22 protein-coding genes are annotated in these 19,394 nt (G+C 50.4%); 18 read left to right on the top strand and 4 right to left on the bottom strand.

Annotated features, from left to right (window positions below; genetic code table 11):
- The coding region (locus AAY72_RS05925; RefSeq protein WP_156411287.1) for a WYL domain-containing protein at positions 1-451 on the top strand (451 nt) is incomplete at its 5' end.
- A 198-nt stretch (positions 452-649) separates the two neighbouring features.
- Here AAY72_RS05925 and AAY72_RS05920 read toward each other — a convergent pair.
- From AAY72_RS05920 to AAY72_RS05910, 3 genes are all read right to left on the bottom strand, one after another.
- Positions 650-1,879, bottom strand: a complete 1,230-nt coding sequence (locus tag AAY72_RS05920; RefSeq protein WP_057786020.1) for a type II toxin-antitoxin system HipA family toxin — start codon at positions 1,877-1,879, stop codon at positions 650-652.
- A complete protein-coding gene (locus tag AAY72_RS05915) occupies positions 1,872-2,198 on the bottom strand; it encodes a helix-turn-helix domain-containing protein (RefSeq protein WP_057786018.1) in 327 nt (108 codons plus the stop codon). Before AAY72_RS05915 ends, AAY72_RS05920 begins: the two co-directional genes overlap by 8 nt.
- A 79-nt stretch (positions 2,199-2,277) precedes the next feature.
- Positions 2,278-2,526 (bottom strand): hypothetical protein, encoded by a 249-nt coding sequence (locus AAY72_RS05910; RefSeq protein WP_057786016.1) that lies wholly within the window; start codon positions 2,524-2,526, stop codon positions 2,278-2,280.
- A 321-nt stretch (positions 2,527-2,847) separates the two neighbouring features.
- Between AAY72_RS05910 and AAY72_RS05905 the strand changes: the two genes are divergently transcribed.
- The 11 genes from AAY72_RS05905 (at position 2,848) to AAY72_RS05860 (ending at position 13,100) form a co-directional block, all read left to right on the top strand.
- Entirely contained in the window at positions 2,848-3,138 is a 291-nt protein-coding gene (locus tag AAY72_RS05905) for a helix-turn-helix domain-containing protein (protein WP_057786014.1), read from the top strand.
- Positions 3,138-3,719: a HipA N-terminal domain-containing protein gene (locus AAY72_RS16905; protein WP_231728908.1), complete on the top strand. Its 582-nt coding sequence runs from the start codon at positions 3,138-3,140 to the stop codon at positions 3,717-3,719. The genes AAY72_RS05905 and AAY72_RS16905 overlap by 1 nt, the downstream gene beginning before the upstream one ends.
- Positions 3,665-4,474, top strand: coding sequence for a HipA domain-containing protein (locus AAY72_RS16900; RefSeq protein WP_231728907.1), 810 nt, complete (start codon positions 3,665-3,667; stop codon positions 4,472-4,474). The genes AAY72_RS16905 and AAY72_RS16900 overlap by 55 nt, the downstream gene beginning before the upstream one ends.
- 158 nt (positions 4,475-4,632) lie before the next feature.
- On the top strand, positions 4,633-5,118 hold the full coding sequence (locus tag AAY72_RS05895) for a PaaI family thioesterase (RefSeq protein ID WP_057786012.1): 486 nt from the start codon (positions 4,633-4,635) through the stop codon (positions 5,116-5,118).
- 215 nt (positions 5,119-5,333) lie between these two features.
- Positions 5,334-6,320 carry a TerC family protein gene (locus tag AAY72_RS05890; protein WP_057786010.1) on the top strand — a complete coding sequence of 329 codons (987 nt, stop codon included), beginning with the start codon at positions 5,334-5,336 and terminating at the stop codon, positions 6,318-6,320.
- 95 nt (positions 6,321-6,415) lie between these two features.
- Positions 6,416-7,048: a guanylate kinase gene (gene gmk, locus AAY72_RS05885; protein WP_008950221.1), complete on the top strand. Its 633-nt coding sequence runs from the start codon at positions 6,416-6,418 to the stop codon at positions 7,046-7,048.
- A 58-nt stretch (positions 7,049-7,106) separates the two neighbouring features.
- Positions 7,107-7,382, top strand: a complete 276-nt coding sequence (gene rpoZ, locus AAY72_RS05880; protein ID WP_008606791.1) for a DNA-directed RNA polymerase subunit omega — start codon at positions 7,107-7,109, stop codon at positions 7,380-7,382.
- Between the two features lie 173 nt (positions 7,383-7,555).
- On the top strand, positions 7,556-9,673 hold the full coding sequence (spoT, locus tag AAY72_RS05875) for a bifunctional GTP diphosphokinase/guanosine-3',5'-bis pyrophosphate 3'-pyrophosphohydrolase (RefSeq protein ID WP_057786008.1): 2,118 nt from the start codon (positions 7,556-7,558) through the stop codon (positions 9,671-9,673).
- A 6-nt stretch (positions 9,674-9,679) separates the two neighbouring features.
- Positions 9,680-10,072 (top strand): RidA family protein, encoded by a 393-nt coding sequence (locus AAY72_RS05870; RefSeq protein WP_008984677.1) that lies wholly within the window; start codon positions 9,680-9,682, stop codon positions 10,070-10,072.
- Positions 10,073-10,095: 23 nt separating this feature from the next.
- The gene (gene recG, locus AAY72_RS05865) at positions 10,096-12,180 is read left to right on the top strand and encodes an ATP-dependent DNA helicase RecG (protein ID WP_057786007.1); all 2,085 of its coding nucleotides are present in this window, start codon (positions 10,096-10,098) and stop codon (positions 12,178-12,180) included.
- A gap of 125 nt (positions 12,181-12,305) precedes the next feature.
- Positions 12,306-13,100: a putative hydro-lyase gene (locus AAY72_RS05860; protein ID WP_057786004.1), complete on the top strand. Its 795-nt coding sequence runs from the start codon at positions 12,306-12,308 to the stop codon at positions 13,098-13,100.
- A gap of 62 nt (positions 13,101-13,162) precedes the next feature.
- Here AAY72_RS05860 and AAY72_RS05855 read toward each other — a convergent pair whose 3' ends face one another.
- Positions 13,163-14,176 (bottom strand): diguanylate cyclase, encoded by a 1,014-nt coding sequence (locus AAY72_RS05855; RefSeq protein ID WP_057786002.1) that lies wholly within the window; start codon positions 14,174-14,176, stop codon positions 13,163-13,165.
- A gap of 254 nt (positions 14,177-14,430) precedes the next feature.
- Between AAY72_RS05855 and AAY72_RS05850 the strand changes: the two genes are divergently transcribed.
- From AAY72_RS05850 to AAY72_RS16480, 6 genes are all read left to right on the top strand, one after another.
- Complete coding sequence (locus AAY72_RS05850) at positions 14,431-15,177, top strand: 5-oxoprolinase subunit PxpA (RefSeq protein ID WP_057786000.1); 747 nt, start codon at positions 14,431-14,433, stop codon at positions 15,175-15,177.
- The gene (pxpB, locus tag AAY72_RS05845) at positions 15,168-15,881 is read left to right on the top strand and encodes a 5-oxoprolinase subunit PxpB (protein WP_057785998.1); all 714 of its coding nucleotides are present in this window, start codon (positions 15,168-15,170) and stop codon (positions 15,879-15,881) included. Before AAY72_RS05850 ends, pxpB begins: the two co-directional genes overlap by 10 nt.
- Positions 15,878-16,930: a biotin-dependent carboxyltransferase family protein gene (locus AAY72_RS05840; protein ID WP_057785996.1), complete on the top strand. Its 1,053-nt coding sequence runs from the start codon at positions 15,878-15,880 to the stop codon at positions 16,928-16,930. The genes pxpB and AAY72_RS05840 overlap by 4 nt, the downstream gene beginning before the upstream one ends.
- Entirely contained in the window at positions 16,927-17,838 is a 912-nt protein-coding gene (locus AAY72_RS05835; RefSeq protein WP_057785994.1) for a glutamate cyclase domain-containing protein, read from the top strand. Before AAY72_RS05840 ends, AAY72_RS05835 begins: the two co-directional genes overlap by 4 nt.
- A gap of 35 nt (positions 17,839-17,873) precedes the next feature.
- The gene (locus tag AAY72_RS05830; RefSeq protein WP_057785992.1) at positions 17,874-18,743 is read left to right on the top strand and encodes an aminotransferase class IV; all 870 of its coding nucleotides are present in this window, start codon (positions 17,874-17,876) and stop codon (positions 18,741-18,743) included.
- A gap of 206 nt (positions 18,744-18,949) precedes the next feature.
- The gene (locus tag AAY72_RS16480) at positions 18,950-19,342 is read left to right on the top strand and encodes a prepilin-type N-terminal cleavage/methylation domain-containing protein (RefSeq protein WP_082628950.1); all 393 of its coding nucleotides are present in this window, start codon (positions 18,950-18,952) and stop codon (positions 19,340-19,342) included.
- Positions 19,343-19,394 lie beyond the last annotated feature (52 nt).

Here is a 19,394-nt window from a genome sequence, read left to right as displayed (position 1 = left end):
AAAGATTGATATGGGTTATGTATCGCTGACCAGCCCGGATGAAGAAAGCCGCATTATTGCGCCGCATACGCTGGTATGCACACCACTACGCTGGCATGTGCGCGCGTACTGCGAGAAGAACCGCGATTTTCGTGATTTTGTGTTAAGCCGCTTTCGCGGCATCAATGGCATTGAAGGCGATGCCGAGATGACCAAAGAGCAGGATGAACGCTGGAATACTACCATTGATATCGTACTGGTGCCGGATTCCCGCCTAACTGACTATCAAAAAGCCATTATTGCCGAAGATTACAATATGCAACATGGCAAGCGTGTGTTCTCCGTGCGTTCAGCATTAGTGCCTTATGCCGTGCAGGCGCTAAACCTGGACTTGGCCAAAATAGAAGCGCGCCCGGAGGCGCAGCAGATTATGGTGGCGAATTTAGATGAAGTTAAGCGGCATGCGTTTTGAGATTAATTAGCAAAAATACGACAATATCATAACGAAAGACTTGTGATGCCTTTTGCTAACGGCAAGGCCAGTCTGGTTGTTGCCAGATCTACATAGGTAAGGCTCCTGCTGATTGAAGTGAATACATTGCACAATCTACTCACATCGTGAGGTGAATAATAAGACTTACTCCGCGACAATCATCCCGCTTGCGGCTTATTAGCTAAGCGGTATGCTGCTTAAGTGCGTCTCGATTGCAGCAATCATCGATTTGCTAAGCGGTAAATGCGCTTTTTCTTTTGCCCATATCTCATGAAAGCCTGCCACGGTTTGCTTGGCAGTATCCAATACTAATTTTTCTGGCAACATGGCTTTCGCCGCCAGGTGTGATAATTCATCCAATGTAAAATCACTGAACTTTTTGCTACGGCTAACCTTCAGAGACGCGCTATCGTCAGGGATATAAGGGATGGTTGAGACAAAGTCATAAGCAGGCGCAATCGATGCGGTACGCTTGTCTTTATAAATCACAGACCAATTTTTCAAATGCATATCTGCATTGCCAATTAACGTATTGAACACCAACCTACGCGTAAATTCTGCGATGTCCTCGTCTTGCCCTTCGATGCCGATAACCTGAGCAATATTCCGCATACTGGCGTTTTTGTATTTATCTTGCGGATAAACGCCAAACACTTGCGCAAAGTCTTCAATATGTATCGCTTTACCATCAACACGGTCAAAGCGTTTTATCGCAAAAGCCTGTGCATTTTTAAAAAAATTGCCGAATTTACCAATACCTTCTGGAATATTGGCAATCTGGTCAATGGCAAGTAACTGCGTCTCTGGTACATCCATTCCCAACATTCGGGCCAATTCCATCATCGAATATTCGTTTTCAGGCACAGCTTCAAATCGAGACGACGGCAATTTCACTATCCAAGAGCCACCTTTACCCGTAACAGGGATCGTTAAACCGCCGTTTGCCTGTTGCACGGCTGAAAACTTCAACTGCACACCCGCCAATGAAAAACGCATTGGCGCTTCAATTTTATCTTTATTTTTAATACCTTGATGTATAACTGGCGGCAGCGCTTCACCATTGGCGGGTTCAACCGTGACCGCACCAGCTAAATCCTGCCCTAGCACCCACAATAGAAAAAACTCCCGCGCTGGGTTCACACCGGCACGTTCTGCCAGGTATTTACGCATGGTTTCTTCTGGCAAAAGGTTGGAGAAAAAAGGCGTTAACTTGGTTTGGGTGGGTTTGAAGTTGGTCAGCAAGCCACCCAGGGAATCTTTAAACCCCAGCCCCAACACAGGCCGCGATTTGTTATTAATGTACGAATCTGTAAAAGCGAAAAGTGTTCTGTCATTGCCCACGTTAGTGATCGTTGCAATGGGCTCACCATAAAGCAAAACGTTGAGCGTAGAGACATTATTAGTCATCGTCATCTCCATCTAACTGATATGCGGGCGACATTGGCTCAGTTTCATCACCAAGGCCGTTATTATCAGTACCTTTGCTACTTCGAATGATCGACTTAATGGCAGGAACAGATTTTTTAGGTGCGACAAATAACTCTAAATCGAGTACGCGGGCAATCGCTATCAAACTGGACATTCTTAAATCAACGCCACCAGACTCGATCTTCGAAATATGACTTTGCGGCACACCCGACCGCGCGCTCAACTCTCTTTGGCTAAAACCCTTACTTATTCGCGCTTCTCGAAGGCTTTGTAGTATCTGCTCTGTTACATAGCTCATTTCGATACGCCTTAATATATCACTGAGATATAATTATATGCATAAACATATCAACCTAACCAAGAGAACACAAGAACGATTATTTATTACACATCATAAAGCAGCTTTGATATGCAAATATAGATAACACGACGCGCAGCAAGTAAACCCGGTACCCCATTTCTAGCACCTGCGCCAAATACCGGCTGGCGGTTGCCGGGCTGACTTTAGCCACCTTGCCGTATTGGTTATGGCTAATGCTGTCGCTGAAGTCGCCATTCAGCAGCCAGTTTTGTACTTTTACTTGCTCTTTGCTCAGTTGGGTTTGGTATATCTTTTGCCAGCTCAAAATAAGCCATGCTCCTGCTTATTGAAGTGAATACATCACACAATCTGCTCACCAAGTCAGGCGAATAACACAGCTAATCACCTCAGAAATCGTCATTGAGGTTGGTCATTGACTGCGGAATGTAGAGGCAAATAATCGAAACAATACCTTTTATATATCTAAGTCAGCCCTACAATTAATCACCAATATCGGCTATTTATCAATAAAACCTGTTTCTGCCTCAATATATTCACCGTTATCGGTGATAATAATTGAAATCTCCCAAAGCTCAACTATAATCACCGGATGTGGTGATTAATATATTAAAAAGCGACTCCTGTTATGGCAAAGAAAGTAACAGCTTCAAACATGCCTAACTCAGTATTTATCGAAAATGCCGAAATATTAGGGCAACTGATTAAAGCGAAACGCACAGAGCTTGGCATTAAATTGGCAGACTGTGCAGCGCTGTGCGGCATTGGCATTAACACCTTATCACGTATTGAAAACGGCAACGCCAATTGCACTTTAGCCGCAGTTTTCTCTGTGTTAAACGGCTTGGGAATTAAGCTAACATCGAAAGAGTTGACGACAGCAGCGAGTTCCTCCTCAGCTGAGAGGAAGTGGATTTGATGATGGCGAAAATCGATGCGTACCAACTGCATGTAACTTATGGTGATGATGTTATCGGTACCTTGGCGTTGGATAGCACAACCAATTTATTAAAACTTAGCTATACACCGCAGTGGCAACAACAGGGATTTGCCATTTCACCGCATTTACCACTTAACAATCAGCATGCACCGGAAGTTGCCTACAACTATCTTGATAACGCCCTACCGGAAGGTGAAGCGCGAAAGCTGCTGGCTGAAAACTTAGGTGTTTCGGAGAAAAATGTCTATTCGCAAGTACGTGCTATTGGTAATGATTTAGCAGGTGCCATCGTATTTAGGCCTGTGCAAGCAGAGCAGATAGATAGAACGCAACCCATCTTCAGGCAGATTGAAGAAGCAGAGTTAATTGAAAGACTCAACATTAAAGAAGAGTTTGGTTTGCTAACATGGGACGACAAGCCCCGGCTTAGCGTGGCAGGTGTGCAGGACAAATTAAATGTCTTTATCGATAATGCCGGAAACTTTGGTTTTGGCGACGGCTCCCTGTGCTCTACCCATATCCGGAATTTGAAAAGAAAAACTGCCCAAACCTCGTATTAAACGAATTCTTCTGCATGACGCTTTCAACTGCTATTGGTTTACCGACAGCTGAGGTGGCATTCAGGCGCTTTGGGCCTCATCCCGCACTGATCGTTAAGCGCTTTGATCGCAAATATGTGAGCGACGATAGCAAAGTGTTGCGACGCCACGTGATAGACGGCTGCCAGGCGCTCAACTTATCCAGAGACCATAAATATGAGCGTAACCTTGGCGATGGCCGGGACGTGAAGCATATTCGTGATGGCGCAAGTTTAGAAAAATTGTTTGGGTTTTGTCGAAAAATGTCTTCGCCGGTCGAGAGCATACAATGGCTGCTCCACTGGCAATTGTTCAATTTGATGATCGGCAATTACGACAGTCACGGCAAAAACGTGTCGCTGTATTTCGATGACAGCACCGCCCGCTTTACCCCAGCTTATGATTTAGTTAACGTCTCGATGTTCCCACAATTCAAGCATGTACTGGCAATGGCGATGGGCGATGAATTTGAACCTGACACCATACACGCCTATCAGCTGGCAGACTTTGCAGAAACGTGTAACATCGATAAAAAGCTATTGTCGAGACTGTTAGTTAGCTTAGCTGATAAAGTGCTCAAGCAGCTTTCCTCTGACTTACATATTAATCAGCTGAAACAACTGCCCAGCATTACCGCTGATGACATTCAGTACTTTCTGGTATTGCGTGACAACATAGTTGCGAGAACAACCCACTTAAAAGCGCAGTCAGCCGAAATCCCGTTGATCCGGTTATAGCGACATACTTTAGCAAATGATCAGGTTAGCTTGAGCTATAGCGGGCTATTTCTGAAAAACAGTAGCGCAGACAACTCTAAAACCAACACTAGCCTCTTGGTCTGACCAGTGCTAAGCTAGCGCTTTACTAGCAGCATTTTCGGAAAACTGGAGTGGTTATGGCGGTATCGTTACGTAAAGCGAATTGGTTTTTAAAGCTGTTTGCCTGGCGCTATATTCCGTTAATTGGCTTTTGCTCGCCCAAAATTATCCGCATGGATGAAAAAACCGTTGAAGTAACAATGCCGCATAAATGGCGCACCAAAAACCATCTGGGCAGTATCTATTTTGGTGCCTTAGCTATTGGTGCTGACTTAGCCGGGGCATTTTTAGTATTTACCAAAGCCAAGGCACGGGGTGTAAATGCTAACTTTGCCTTTAAAGATGTGGAAGGTAAATTTTTAAAACGTCCGGAAGGTCGGGTGCATTTTATTAGCCATGATGGCGATGTGATTGACCAGATGCTGGATGAGTCTATCGCGACCGGCGAGCGGGTTAATCGCCCGGTGTCGGTAATCGTGACTTGCCCGGAAAAAAATGGTGACGACGTGATGGCGAGTTTTACCCTTACCTTGTCAATTAAAGCCAAAGCCCGCAGTAAATAAATCTTTTCAACCGGCCCTTGTTGGCCGCCCGGTTCTCCCCTACACTAACTGTACTCAAAGGGGAGTAGCTTCTCGCTGGTTAGTCGTAATCACGGCATTTTGCCCGGCTGCCAGGTTCAGACCCTATCTGAATAAGCAAGACCTTTGCCTAACGGCAACAGGTCTTTGCGTCTAAACTACCTGCTGCAATCATAATCAAGATTAATGGTAGCCATATGGTCTCTATTGCAAGCCCCACACTTTGGTTGGTTTTTTTTGGTATCGTGCTGATTATGCTCGCGATTGATCTGTTTCTGGTCGGCGGCGGCAAGGCGCATAAAGTCAGTTTACGTGAAGCTGCTACCTGGTCGGTGATCTGGGTGACGGTGTCGATGGCCTTTGCTACCGGCCTGTGGTTTTATCTGGATGCAGAACAAGGTCGGGCACTGGCTAACGCGAAAACGCTGGAGTTTGTTACCGGCTATCTGATTGAAAAATCGCTGGCGGTAGATAATGTCTTCGTCTGGTTAATGATTTTCAGCTATTTTGCGGTGCCGGCCGAATTACAAAAGCGGGTGCTCATCTACGGCGTGCTGGGTGCCATTATTATGCGCACCATTATGATCTTTGCCGGTGTCTGGCTGATCCAGCGTTTTGACTGGATACTTTACGTTTTCGGGGCCTTTCTGGTGTTTAGCGGTATCAAAATGTGGTTATTCGCTGAAGCCTCGCCGGATCTGTCAAAAAATGCCGCTCTGCTTTGGCTGCGCAAACACTTGCGCTTAACTGACGAGCTGGACGGCGAAAAATTTACCGTAATAAAACCACATAAAAAAACCGGCAAACTGGTGCGTTACGGCACGCCACTGCTACTGGTGCTGATTTTGGTGGAAATTACCGATCTGATCTTTGCGGTCGACTCGATACCGGCGATCTTCGCCATCAGTACCGACCCCTTTATTGTGTTAACCTCGAATATCTTCGCCATTCTGGGCTTACGGGCAATGTACTTCCTGCTGGCCGACTTTGCCGATCGCTTTAGTTTGCTCAACTATGGCCTGGCGCTGGTGCTGATTTTTGTCGGTTGTAAGATGCTGTTGCTGGATATATTCCATATTCCGGTCTACATCTCGTTACCCGTTGTAGCCTGTTTTATTGGCGGCTCGATCTGGCTGTCGTTACGTAAAGCTAAGCTCGAAGCCAGTAAGCACAGCGCAAGTTAAGCCACGCTGGTGTTTAAGTTTGCGCCTGCCTGGTGCAGGCAGTAAACTTAGCGCCAGTATAGCTAAGCAAGGTATTCCCCGTGATCGATCACAGCATGCAGCAATTAAGCGGCAACCTGTTTATTATTTCGGCGCCCAGTGGCGCCGGCAAATCGACGCTGATCCAAGCGCTGCTAAAGCGTTACAGCGATATGCGCTTAAGTGTGTCGCATACCACCCGTGCGCCACGAGCAGGCGAGCAGGATGGCGTGCATTATCACTTCACCACTATTCCCGATTTTCAGCAGCGTATCGCCAACGGCGAATTTTTAGAAAGTGCCGAGGTATTCGGTAACTACTATGGCACCTCGGCACAGGCTATTCGCGAGCTACTGAGTCAAGGTATCGATGTGTTTCTTGATATTGACTGGCAGGGCGCACAACAAATCCGCGCCAAGGTGGCCGGTACTATTGGTATCTTTATTCTGCCGCCCAGTCTCGACGCGCTGCAGCAGCGGCTGACCCATCGCGCTACCGATAGCGCCGAAGTCATCGCTAAACGCATGGCGCAGGCCCAAAGCGAAATGTCGCATGCCTTCGAATATGACTATCTGATTATTAATGACCAGTTAGAGCAAGCTTACAATGAGCTGGAGCGCATCGTACTGGCGCAGCGTAACCGCTTTAGTAGCCAGGCTCACCGGCAGCAGGCTTTGCTGGAACAACTGTTGGCGAAAGCAGCAAAATAGCGTACACTATGCGGTCTTGTAATACCTGTATTAACACTGAATTATTCCGGAGTGCTGAATGGCTCGCGTAACCGTTGAAGATGCTGTAGATAAAATTGGTAACCGTTTTGACTTAATTCTGGTTGCAGCACGCCGTGCTCGTCAGCTGTCAGTGGAAGGCAAAGAACCCATGGTTGACCGTGAAAACGACAAACCTACTGTGGTTGCACTGCGCGAAATTGAAAAAGGCTTTATTACTCAGAGCATCCTGGACCAACAGGAGCGCCGCGATCAGTTACAGCAAGAAGCCTCTGAAATGGCTGCCGTTGCTGCCATTATCGGCTCAGATCAGTAAAAAAAGCCTGCCAAACTACTGCCAACGGCCTTTCTGCCGTTGGCATTCGCCAAATTTACACGTATATTCTAAGCTTAAGCAGCATAGTCGCTGTGTTAATCTATTCAGTAAAAAGCCGTAATCAGGATTGACACCCGCAACCTTTTTTTGTGCTGTGTTCGTTTGGAGATCCCGTGTATCTGTTTGAAGGTCTGAAAAATCAGATAAGTGCGTATCTGCCCCCGGAGCAGGTTAATCTGGTACAACAGGCCTATGTGGTTGCCAGAGATGCACATGCACCGCAGTTTCGCTCTAGCGGTGAGCCCTACATTACCCACCCGGTAGCGGTCACCAGTATTCTGGCCGAGATGAAACTCGACCACGAAACACTGATGGCTGCCCTGCTACATGATGTGATTGAAGACACCCCGGTTACCAAAGAAGATCTTACCCGCTTGTTTGGCGCGACCGTGGCAGAACTGGTGCAGGGTGTTAGCAAACTCGATAAAGTAAAATTTAAAGATATCAAAGAGTTTGAAACTACCAACCTGCAAAAAATGTTTATGGCGATGACCCAGGATATCCGGGTTATTCTGATTAAACTGGCCGATCGCACCCACAATATGCGCACCTTAGGGGCGTTAAAACCAGAAAAACGCCGCCGTATTGCCAAAGAAACCTTAGAACTATACGCGCCGATCGCCAACCGCCTGGGTATTCATAATATCAAAAATGAGCTGGAAGACTGGGGTTTTCAGGCGCTATACCCAATGCGTTACCGTGCCCTTAGCTCAGCGGTTAAACAGGCGCGCGGTAACCGCCGTGAACTGCTGGAAAAAGTGCAGCAGGATATCCGCAACCGCATTCAACAAACGGGTATTCCGGCTGAGGTCAGTGGCCGCGAAAAACATCTGTACAGCATCTACCGCAAAATGAAAAACAAAGAGCTGATGTTCAATGATGTAATGGATATCTATGCGTTTCGGGTCGTGGTCGACAGTATCGATAACTGCTACCGCACCCTGGGGGTAATGCACAACCTGTTTAAACCCATTGAAAGCCGCTTTAAAGACTATATCGCTATTCCAAAGCAAAACGGCTATCAGTCGCTACATACTTCGTTGATTGGCCCGCATGGTATACCAGTAGAAATCCAGATGCGCACCCGCGAAATGGACGAAATGGCCGACAAAGGCATAGCCGCGCACTGGATGTACAAGGTTAACGGCGAAGTGCGTGAGTCTACCGCCCAAATCCGCGCCCAGCGCTGGATGCAAAGCCTGCTGGAATTACAGCAAAGCGCCGGTAACAGCCAGGAATTTGTCGAAAATGTGAAATCCGAGCTGTATCCGGACGAACTCTATGTCTTCACGCCGAAAGGCCGCATTGTCGAGCTGCCCATTGGCGCCACCGCAGTCGATTTTGCTTATGCGGTGCATACCGATATCGGTAATAAATGTGTTGGCGCTAAGGTCGACCGCCGGCCTTACTCGCTAAGCAAACCACTGGAAACCGGGCAAACGGTGGAGATTATTACCAGCCCCGGCGGTAAGCCGAATGCCAACTGGTTAAACTATGTGGTCACCAGCCGCGCTATTCTGGGTATCCGGAACTACCTGAAAAAACAACAGCAAAACGAAGCTGTTAGCTTGGGTAAGCGCTTGCTGACCTCGGCCTTAGGTACAGTAAAACTGGAAGAAATCAGCCAGGAGCGGATTGAGCAGGTACTGGCCAACCTACAACAACCTACACTTGATGCACTGTACAGTGAAATTGGCCTGGGTAATCAATTACCAATTGCGATTGCCCGCCGCTTACTGGGTGAGTTTGACAGCAACGAACCCCAAAGCAAGGCACCGGCGATTCCAAAAGGCAATACCTTTATCGTCGGCTCCGAAGGTATGTTGGTCACCTTTGCCAAGTGTTGCCGGCCGATACCCGGCGATCCTATCGTCGCCAACGCCACACCGGGCAAAGGTCTTAACGTGCACCGCGCTGAGTGTCGTAATATCAAAGGCTGGGAACGTGAACCGGCAAGGTTCTTCCCGGTACGTTGGGATAATACGACGGAGAAGCAGTTCCTGTGTGATATCCGGGTGTTTATTCTGAATACACAAGGCGTGCTGGCAAAACTGACCACGATGATCGCCACTCAGGACTCTAATATTCAGGATTTATCGACTGAAGATCGCGATACCGGCGAATATGTGATAAAAATCACCCTCTCGGTGAAAGATCGGGTACATCTGGCTAATGTGATGCGCAAAATCCGCGTTATGCCCGATGTGCAAAAAGTTTACAGAAGGAAATAAGCGTTCATGTCAAAAGTGATTATCCGTACTGATGCCGCGCCAGCAGCCATTGGTACCTACAGCCAGGCGGTAAAAATAGGCACTACTGTGTATTTATCCGGCCAGATCCCTTTGGTTCCGGCTACTATGCAAATGGTGTCAGAAGATTTTGCCGAGCAAACCCATCAGGTGTTTAAAAACTTAAGCGCGGTGTGTGAAGCGGCCGGCGGCACTCTGAATAATATGGTAAAGGTAAATATCTTTTTAACTGACCTAAGCCAGTTCGCCACGGTGAATCAGATTATGAGCCAGTACTACCAGGAGCCTTATCCGGCGCGGGCTGCGGTACAAGTTAGCGCTTTGCCACGCGGTGCACAAATTGAAATCGACGGCGTGATGGAAGTGCCGTCTACCTACTAGCCTCTACCTACTTAGGCCCGGTTTTGAGCCAGACCCGTCTTGATAATATCGCTATTTCAGCCATTAAGGGCGTTGGCAGCAAGGTTGCTGAACGCCTGGCGAAACTGGCGATTTTTAGCATTCAGGACATCTTATTTCACCTGCCGCTGCGCTACGAAGATCGCACCCGCCTGTACCCTATTGCCGACTTGATGCCGCTGTTGCACGCCACAGTGCAAGGTGAAGTACAAAGCAGCGAGGTGCATTTTGGCAAAAGACGCAGCTGGCTGGTTACCGTCAAGGATGGCAGCGGCAGCATTACGCTGCGGTTTTTTCATTTTTCGGCGGCACAAAAAAATGCCGTGGTAAAAGGCAGCCGGTTGCGTTGTTTTGGCGAGGTAAAACGCGGCCCGCGTGGCCTCGAGATGCTGCATCCGGAATACAAAGTATTACAGGATGAGGCATTAGAGCTGCAAGTCGCCGAAACCCTGACGCCAATTTACCCGACCACCGAAGGCTTAAAACAAGCCACCTGGCGCAATCTCACCGATGCCGCCCTGACTTACCTGAAGCAATATGCGCCAACCGAATATTTACCGGCGGAGCTGATGCGCCAGCCCTGGTCGCTGGCCGAGGCACTGCATTATATTCACCGCCCACCGCCGGATGCGCAGCTTACGCTGTTAGAAGCAGGCAAGCACCCGGCGCAGCAACGGCTGATTTTAGAAGAGCTGATTGCGCAGCAGCTGAGTATGTATCAGCTGCGTAGTCAGGGTCAGCAACAGCAGGCAGTGGCATTGCCTGCGCCGGCAAAACTACTCAACGACTTTTTAAACCAACTGCCGTTTCAGCCCACCGGCGCCCAACAGCGGGTGGTGGCAGAAATTCAAGCTGATCTGGCCAAACGGCTGCCAATGCTGCGCTTAGTGCAGGGCGATGTCGGTTCGGGTAAAACGCTGGTTGCGGCGCTGGCGGCGTTAACCGCTATCGGCAATGGCTATCAGGTGGCGTTAATGGCACCCACCGAGCTGCTGGCCGAACAGCATGCACTCAATTTTCAGCGCTGGTTTGCACCGCTGGGTATTCAGTTAGCCTGGTTGGGCGGTAAAAGCAAAGGTAAGGCGCGCGAACAGAGTCTGGCCGCGATCGGCGATGGCAACGCTCAAATGGTGGTGGGGACCCATGCGCTGTTTCAGCAACAGGTTGAATTTAAACAACTGGCGCTGGTCATTATCGATGAACAGCACCGCTTTGGCGTGCATCAGCGGCTGGCACTGCGTGAAAAAGGCGGCATTGCCGGCCATTATCCGCATCAGCTGGTAATGACGGCAACGCCTATTCCGCGCACTCTGGCGATGACGGCCTATGCGGATCTGGACACCTCGGTGATTGATGAATTGCCACCGGGCCGTACGCCGGTGACTACCGTCGCCATTCCGGATAGCCGCCGCGACGAGGTGATTGCGCGGGTAAAACAGGTGGTTACCGAACAACAACGGCAAGCATATTGGGTTTGTACCTTAATTGAAGAGTCGGAAGCGCTACAATGTCAGGCGGCGGAGGATACAGCCACCCTGCTACAGCAAGCGCTGCCGGAACTAAAAATTGGTCTGGTGCATGGCCGCTTAAAAAGCGCAGAAAAACAGCACATTATGCAAAGCTTTAGCAGTGGTGAACTGGATTTATTGGTCGCCACTACCGTGATTGAGGTGGGTGTCGATGTACCCAACGCCAGCCTGATGATTATCGAAAACCCTGAGCGGCTGGGCCTGGCGCAGCTGCATCAGCTGCGCGGCCGGGTTGGCAGGGGTAGCGCCGTGTCGCATTGTGTGCTGTTATACCATGCACCGCTGTCGCGCACAGCACAGGCACGCTTGTCAGTGCTGCGCGAAAGTAACGACGGCTTTGTTATTGCACAGCGCGATTTGGAAATTCGCGGTCCCGGCGAGCTGCTCGGCACCCGGCAAACCGGTTTAATGCAGTTTAAAATTGCTGACCTAACCCGCGATAGCGAGTTACTGCCACAAGCTCGGCAACTCGCAGCGATAATGTGGCAACAACACCGGCCCGCCAGCCTGCAACTGATTAAACGCTGGCTCGCCAACAAAGAAATTTACGGCCACGCCTAACTTATCCACACGTCTCCGGTACCGGTCTGACCAGTTTATCCACAGCACTCCGGTACAAAGCTAACACTGAACCGGAGTGTTGTGGATAAAAATGTGGCAGATCATGACGAACCAAGAGGTATGCTATGCAAGATCTTACTGCTCTGTCGCCCTATCAAATCCGCCAGCTGTGTCGCAGCGGTGAATTTGCCAGCAATACCTCGGGCCTGGCGCCGGGTTTTGTGCAGGCCAATATGGCGATTATCCCTGCCGCCTATGCCGCCGACTTCCTGCAGTTTTGTCACTTTAACCCCAAGCCCTGCCCGCTGCTGGGTATGGCGGCTCGTCCCGGTGCTGTTGCGCTGCCGGCACTGGCACAAGATTTAGATATTCGCACCGACTTACCGCGTTACCGCATTTTTCGCCATGGCGAACTGGTGGATGAAGTGACTGATCTGACTACCGTCTGGCGCGATGATCTGGTGACCTTTTTAATCGGCTGTTCTTTTTCATTTGAAGAAGCATTACTGGCTGATGGCCTGGAAATTCGCAATATAACCGAGCGGGTCAATGTACCGATGTATCGCACTAACCTGGCCTGTCAGAGTGCCGGGGTGTTTAGCGGCAGTATGGTGGTCAGTATGCGACCAATGAAACCAGCCGATGCGATCCGCGCTATTCAGATTTGCTCGCGCTTCCCGCAAGTACATGGCGCGCCGGTGCATTTTGGCGATCCGGCGGCTATCGGTATTCGGGATATCAATCAGCCTGATTATGGCGATGCGGTCACGATTAAACCCGGTGAAGTGCCGGTATTCTGGGCCTGTGGTGTCACACCGCAGGTAGCGATTGCAAATGCCAAACTGGATTTTTGTATTAGCCACGCACCAGGGCATATGTTGGTAACCGACTTAAACAATAGTAAACTGGCTGTACTTTAGCAGCCCGAACTGGTCAGACCGGTACCGGAGACGTGTGGATAAGTCAGAGACGTGTGGATAAATCAGGCGCGCAGCGTTCTGCAGACGATGTGACCGCGACCGCTGTTTTTAGCCTGATACAGCGCCTTGTCGGCCAGTAACAGCAAGTCATCATGCGCGCCCTGCCCAGTAACAGCGATACCAATACTGATACCGTGTTTGTCACCAAAAGGGCTGGCCTGATAACTTTGCTGAATGCGGTTGGCAACGTCTTGCGCTTCCTGACGCTGGCAGCCGGGTAATACCAGCATAAATTCATCACCACCTAAACGCGCGGCAAAATCATAATCGCGGGTATGTTGCTGTAAAATTGCCCCCAACGCCTGCAAAGCTTCATCGCCCGCCTGATGACCAAAGTTATCATTCAGCTGTTTAAAGTTATCAAAGTCCAGCGCAATCACCGCTATCTGCTTTTGATCGGTGTCGACTTCGGTGCAGCGCTGCCAGAAATCAGCAAAACCACGCCGGTTTAATAAGCCGGTTAAGGGGTCACGTTCGGCCAGGGCTTTTAACGAATCACGGTCCTGATAGGCAAGTTGTAAACGCTGGCGGGTAAACTGGAGCCGCTGCTGCAATTTAACTAAACGCTGCCATTGTGCCAAGGTCCAGGATACGGCTTCGGCAATCAGCTGCAGTTGTTCGTGTTGGGCCGAAGTTAAATGCTGATCGCGAGTACTGGCACCACACACAGTACCAATGATTTTCTCCTGATGCTGCACCGGCACGGCAAAAAAGGTATTCATGCCCAGGGCCGCACCAGCGCTTAGCGGATAGTGCTGTTTAATCTCGTTGTCTTGCCAGTGCTCGTCATTAAACAGCAGCCGGCACATCGAGTCTTGCCAGTCGATTTCACTGCCCTCGACAACACCAATTTCACCATTACCCACTACTACGGCCACTTGTTGGCGCGCCAAAATAGGGTCAATATAGGTGACGAAAGCGGTTTCCAGCCCAGTAATTTTACATACCAGTTGCATTAACGGCAGTAACGCCTGCTTTAAATCTTTTATTCTGCTATCAAACCGCGCATTGCTCATACCGCCTCTAAGCTCCTGCCGTAGCGTCTACCTATTAAAGCACAACTTGTTACTTACTGTTCAGATATTTTCAACAAAGGCAAAGTTCATGGAATACTTTATTCCGCTATAAAATGCATAAAGAATTTTTTATTAGAACAGCGCTACCAACCTCTGGACAAGGCGGGGCCAGTCGCGCAAACTAGCAGCAATCTGTGTTGCTGCCCTGAAGCCTGCTTTGGGTTTAGCACTCAAACGCCAGTAAGGAGAACCCCATGCCCGCCCGCTTATTACTCAACTGTGATCTCGGTGAAAGCTTCGGTAGCTGGACTATGGGGTTAGATGAGCAGGCCATGCCCCATATCGACCTGGCCAATATTGCTTGCGGTTTTCACGGTGGAGATCCTGATGTGATGGCGCGCACCCTTAAGCTGGCCAAACACCATCATGTTACTATCGGCGCCCATCCGTCTTACCCGGACTTACAGGGTTTTGGCCGGCGTAGTATGCAATGCTCCGCCAGCGAAATCATTAATCTTATTCACTATCAGGTTGCAGCGCTGGATGGCATGGCGCAAAACCAGGGCCTGACACTAAGCTACATTAAACCGCACGGCGCCCTGTATAACGATATGATGGCCAAAGCTGAAGTTTGGCAAGCGGTACTGCAAGCGGTTGCCAGTTACCATAAACCCCTGAAGCTGATGATTTTAGCCACCGCCAATGCCGCCGATTATCAGCAACAAGCGGCCGCAGCCGGGGTAAGCTTATTACTGGAAGCCTTTGCTGATCGCCGCTATACCGACGCCGGCAAACTGACACCACGCAGCCAACCCGGCGCGGTGCTGCACGGTGCCGAGGTGCTGACGCAGGTACGACAACTGCTGGAGCAGGGCACTGTTACCACCGACAGCGGTAAGGCGCTGCCACTGACTGCCGACACCCTCTGCGTGCATGGCGACAATATCCCAGCCATCACCCAGCTGACGGAAATCCGGGAGTTACTGCGCCAATGGCCATAACACAACCACAACTACGGCTGGAGCTGGCCGGTGAAAACGCTTTTATCCTGTATCTGGAGCCGCAACAAATCAGCCCGGCTACGGCCGCTGCCGTACAGTATTACTGTTCGCTGCTAACGCCACTGTTGGGGCAGCACCTCACTGAACTGCTGCCGTCTTATGCCTCGGTATTAGTGCAATTTAATCCGCTAACCCATAGCCACCTTAGCTTGCTACCCTTGCTAAACCAGGTGTTACAGGCGAAAGCCGCTGCTGCTGGCCAACTGGCGCAGCAAAGCAGCAAAATTGTCGAACTGCCGGTTTGGTACAGTGCGCAAAGCGGCGCGGATTTGCTTAGCGTCGCCAAAGCGAAAAACCTCACCCCCGATGAAGTAATACAACTGCACAGCCGCCAAAGCTACCAGGTGTATGCCATTGGTTTTGCGCCGGGTTTTGCCTACTTGGGTGAACTGCCGGCCGAACTGGCTATGCCGCGCCTTAGCAGCCCAAGAGCCAAAGTGCCGGCCGGTGCCGTCGCCATAGCCGATCGGCAAACGGCGGTGTATCCGGCGGCCTCACCGGGTGGCTGGCATTTATTAGGCTTGTGTCCAATTCGGATGTTTAACCCGCAACAACAACCGGCGATGCCGGTCGCGGTCGGCGATCAGGTGCGCTTTATCCCGGTTAGTGAGCGGGAGTTTCAGCTCCTCGGAGGCGCCTTATGACTCAGCCAAACCACAGCGCCTGCCTGAAAATCATTAGCCCCGGCACCTTAAGCCTGTTACAGGATGCCGGCCGCTTTGGCATGACGGCCCTGGGCCTAACCCAGGGCGGCCCCTTGGATGGCCATAGTTTTGCCTGGGCTAATGCCTTAGTCGGTAACCCACTACACAGCACTGTTATTGAACATAGCATTGGCGGTTTAATCGTGCAGGCGACTGCCGGCTGTACCGTCGCCGTTACCGGAGCCGTGCTGCCACTGCTGCTAAATGGTAAAGCCGTCGCCTGCTGGCAAGCCATTAGCTTAAAAGCCGGCGATGAACTGGAGCTGGGTTATATGACGCAGGGCTTGCGCGCTTATCTGGCCGTTAGCGGCGGTTTTGCAGTAGCGTTGCAGTTTGGTAGCAGCGCCACCGTAATGCGGGAAGGCGTAGGCGGCCTGCATCAGGATGGCAGCAAACTGGCAGCTGGCGATCAGATCCCACTGGCCGGGCAAGCCACACTGCCTACGCTAACCACACCGAGTTCACAAGTACAACAATTTAGCCTGCCGCCACTTGCCAGCGTAGCAGCGCTTACCGGGGCAGAGCAACAGCAAGCCAGCGCCAGCACAGTGCTAAGCCTGCGCTTACTGGAAGGCTATCAGTACCATTTATTTAGCGCCGTTGAGCGCGCCCGTTTTTACCTTAACCCGTATCAGGTCAGCACCAATTGTGATCGGATGGGCTATAAACTCAGTGGCAGTGCTATTAGTTGTAGTAGTCGCGCTTTATTGTCTGAGGGTATTAGTCTGGGTGCAGTACAAATTCCACCCGATGGCCAACCGATAGTGCTGCTCAATGATCGTCAAACCCTCGGTGGCTATCCGAAAATAGGCACTGTGCTGAGTCTGGACTGCTGGCGACTGGCACAAACGCCGCCCGGCAGCTTGGTGCAATTTAGCCCGCTGGATAGTTATCAGGTGCATAATGCTCTCGCCCTCTATCGGGCCAGCTTTTCGCCTGCATCCAAAGCAGCCAACCCGCAGCATGCCGCTACGCAGGAACCGTTATGACGCCATCCCAACCTACCGCACCCGCCAGTAAAGTGGCAGATTTTATCGCCATCAGCAGGCAAATTGAGCTGCTGCTTACCGCCCGTAACCTGCGAGGTATGCAGCAGGTACAGCAACAGCTACGCCCCGGCTATATATTGCGCGCGGCGCGGCTGTTTAACCTGCCGGCCGGCAGTACCCTGTTAATCGGCACCGGCTTTCCGGTGCTGGATACCTTTGAAACCGACGGCCCGGTGGGTGCCATTGCGCTGTACCAGGCAGCCCTGGCACTTAATTTAAAACCTTATCTGGTATGCGGCAAACCGCTGTTCTCGTTATTAGCGCAGCATTATCAATGTGCCGAGCTACCAGTAAATCAACTGCAGGGGCGGGTAGCGCAGGCCAGGCAACTACTGCAGCAACTCAAGCCGGCACTGGTGTTATCGATTGAACGGCCGGGGCTGAGTGCGGCCGGTATTTATGTGAATATGCGCGGTGAAGATATCTCGGCGCGCTGCGCCAGCTTTGATGAGCTGCTGAATCAGGCGCCCTGCCCCACGCTGGCTATTGGCGATGGCGGTAACGAAATTGGCATGGGCAATGTGCAAGCGGCACTGGCCGGCTTAAATATTACCCCCAGCATTACCGAATGCGACGAATTAGTGGTAGCCGATGTGTCAAACTGGGCAGCCTGGGGTATTATTGCCATGCTAAGTGTGCTGCAGGGCCGCGATTTACTGGCCAACGCCAATTTACTGCCTTTGCTACAGTTTTTAACCGCTAATGGCTGTATCGATGGCGTAACACGGCAAAGCACCTTAACCGAAGATGGCCTGCCCTATCAGGCCGGCGAACAGTTAATTCAGCAATTACAGGCGCTGGTGCAACCTTATATTGGTGAGCCAGACAACGTGGCGCCTGGCGCCTGACTAACAGCAGATCCAACATCCGACACGAGAGCCTTATGAGTACAGTATTTTTAAACGGCCAGTTTCTGCCGGCCAACGAAGCCCGCATCTCACCAATGGACCGTGGCTTTCTATTTGGTGATGGTATCTACGAAGTTATCCCCTCTTATCATGGCCGCTTTGTTGGCTTTGGCCCGCATATAAGCCGCCTGCATGAGGGTTTGGCGGCACTGAGCATTCAACACGGGATGACGGCAGCAGCCTGGCGCGAGCTTTGCGATAAACTGCTCGAACTCAATCGCCCGGCACTGGGTGATAACCTGGCCGTCTATATTCAGGTTAGCCGCGGTGCTGATACTAAACGCAATCATGCTTTTCCCAGCGGTATCAGCCCCACCACCTTTGCCTATGCCTTCGCCATTGCCGCCGAACCGGTGCCAGATAAAGCCAAAGTGCATACTTACTCGGTTATTACCGGTAACGACCTGCGCTGGCAGCGCTGCCATATTAAATCCACCTCGTTACTGGGCAATGTGCTGCACTATCAGCAAGGGGTTGAGCAGGGAGCGCAGGAAATACTGCTGTTTGATCGCGACGCCAACCTGACTGAAGGCGCGGCAGTGAATGTATTTGTGGTAAAAAACGGCGAAATTGCTACCCCGCCGCTGAGTAATAAGCTGCTGCCGGGTGTTACCCGCTTATTATTACTGGAAATTCTGCGCCAGCATTCGGATTTAAAAGTGGTGGAGCGCGAGATTAGTTACGACGAAGTACTCTCTGCCGATGAAATCTGGATTACCAGTTCCAGTAAAGAAATTGCGCCGGTACTCAGCGTTAATGGCCGGCCGGTGGGCGATGGGGCTGTGGGTGATATTTGGCTGGCGGCGCAGCGGTTGTTTAGTCAGTATAAGTATAGTGTTGAGTAATTAAGATGGCAGTTCAGCTTTTTGGCTAATTCTTTAGTATTAGGCCGGCAGCAGCTTAAACGTCAGCAAAACCGCATAAATAATAAGCTACAGCAATTAATTAGCAAAAACCGTTAAAAGGGCTAAAATATTTCTTGCGGTTTACCAAAAAGCATCCAGAATAGATATTAGCCCGTGCGGCTACTTAAACTTAGGAGAAGTTATTTATGAAACGTACACAACAGGGTTTTACCCTTATTGAATTAATGATCGTAGTGGCGATTATTGGTATTTTGGCAGCCGTGGCTTTGCCGGCTTATCAGGATTATACTGTTCGGGCGAGAGTAGCTGAGGGTTTAGTAATTGCGAGCGCAGCAAAAACAACAGTTGCTGAAAATTTTGCTGCTGACGTTACTGATAAATGTTCTGGCGTAAATCAAGTTACATCTGGCAGAACTGCTATTACTTGCGCTGCCGGAGCTATAACAGCTACAGTAAACGCTGGTAATAGTATATCAGTTCCTTTATTGATGACTCCAACATTTACAGCAGCTACAGGCACAACTTGGGCATGTACATCAACTGCTGCTGCCAAATACGTTCCTGCTGAATGTAGATAGTTTTACCTTCCTTTTCTTTTTTCGGGGTCAAATACCGAACCACAAGCCCGCC

Origin of the sequence: Alishewanella sp. WH16-1, assembly GCF_001441695.1 — a bacterium.
Lineage (GTDB): Bacteria > Pseudomonadota > Gammaproteobacteria > Enterobacterales > Alteromonadaceae > Alishewanella > Alishewanella agri.
Note: the sequence above shows the minus strand (reverse complement) of the source record. Positions and strands in the feature narration are given on the sequence as shown.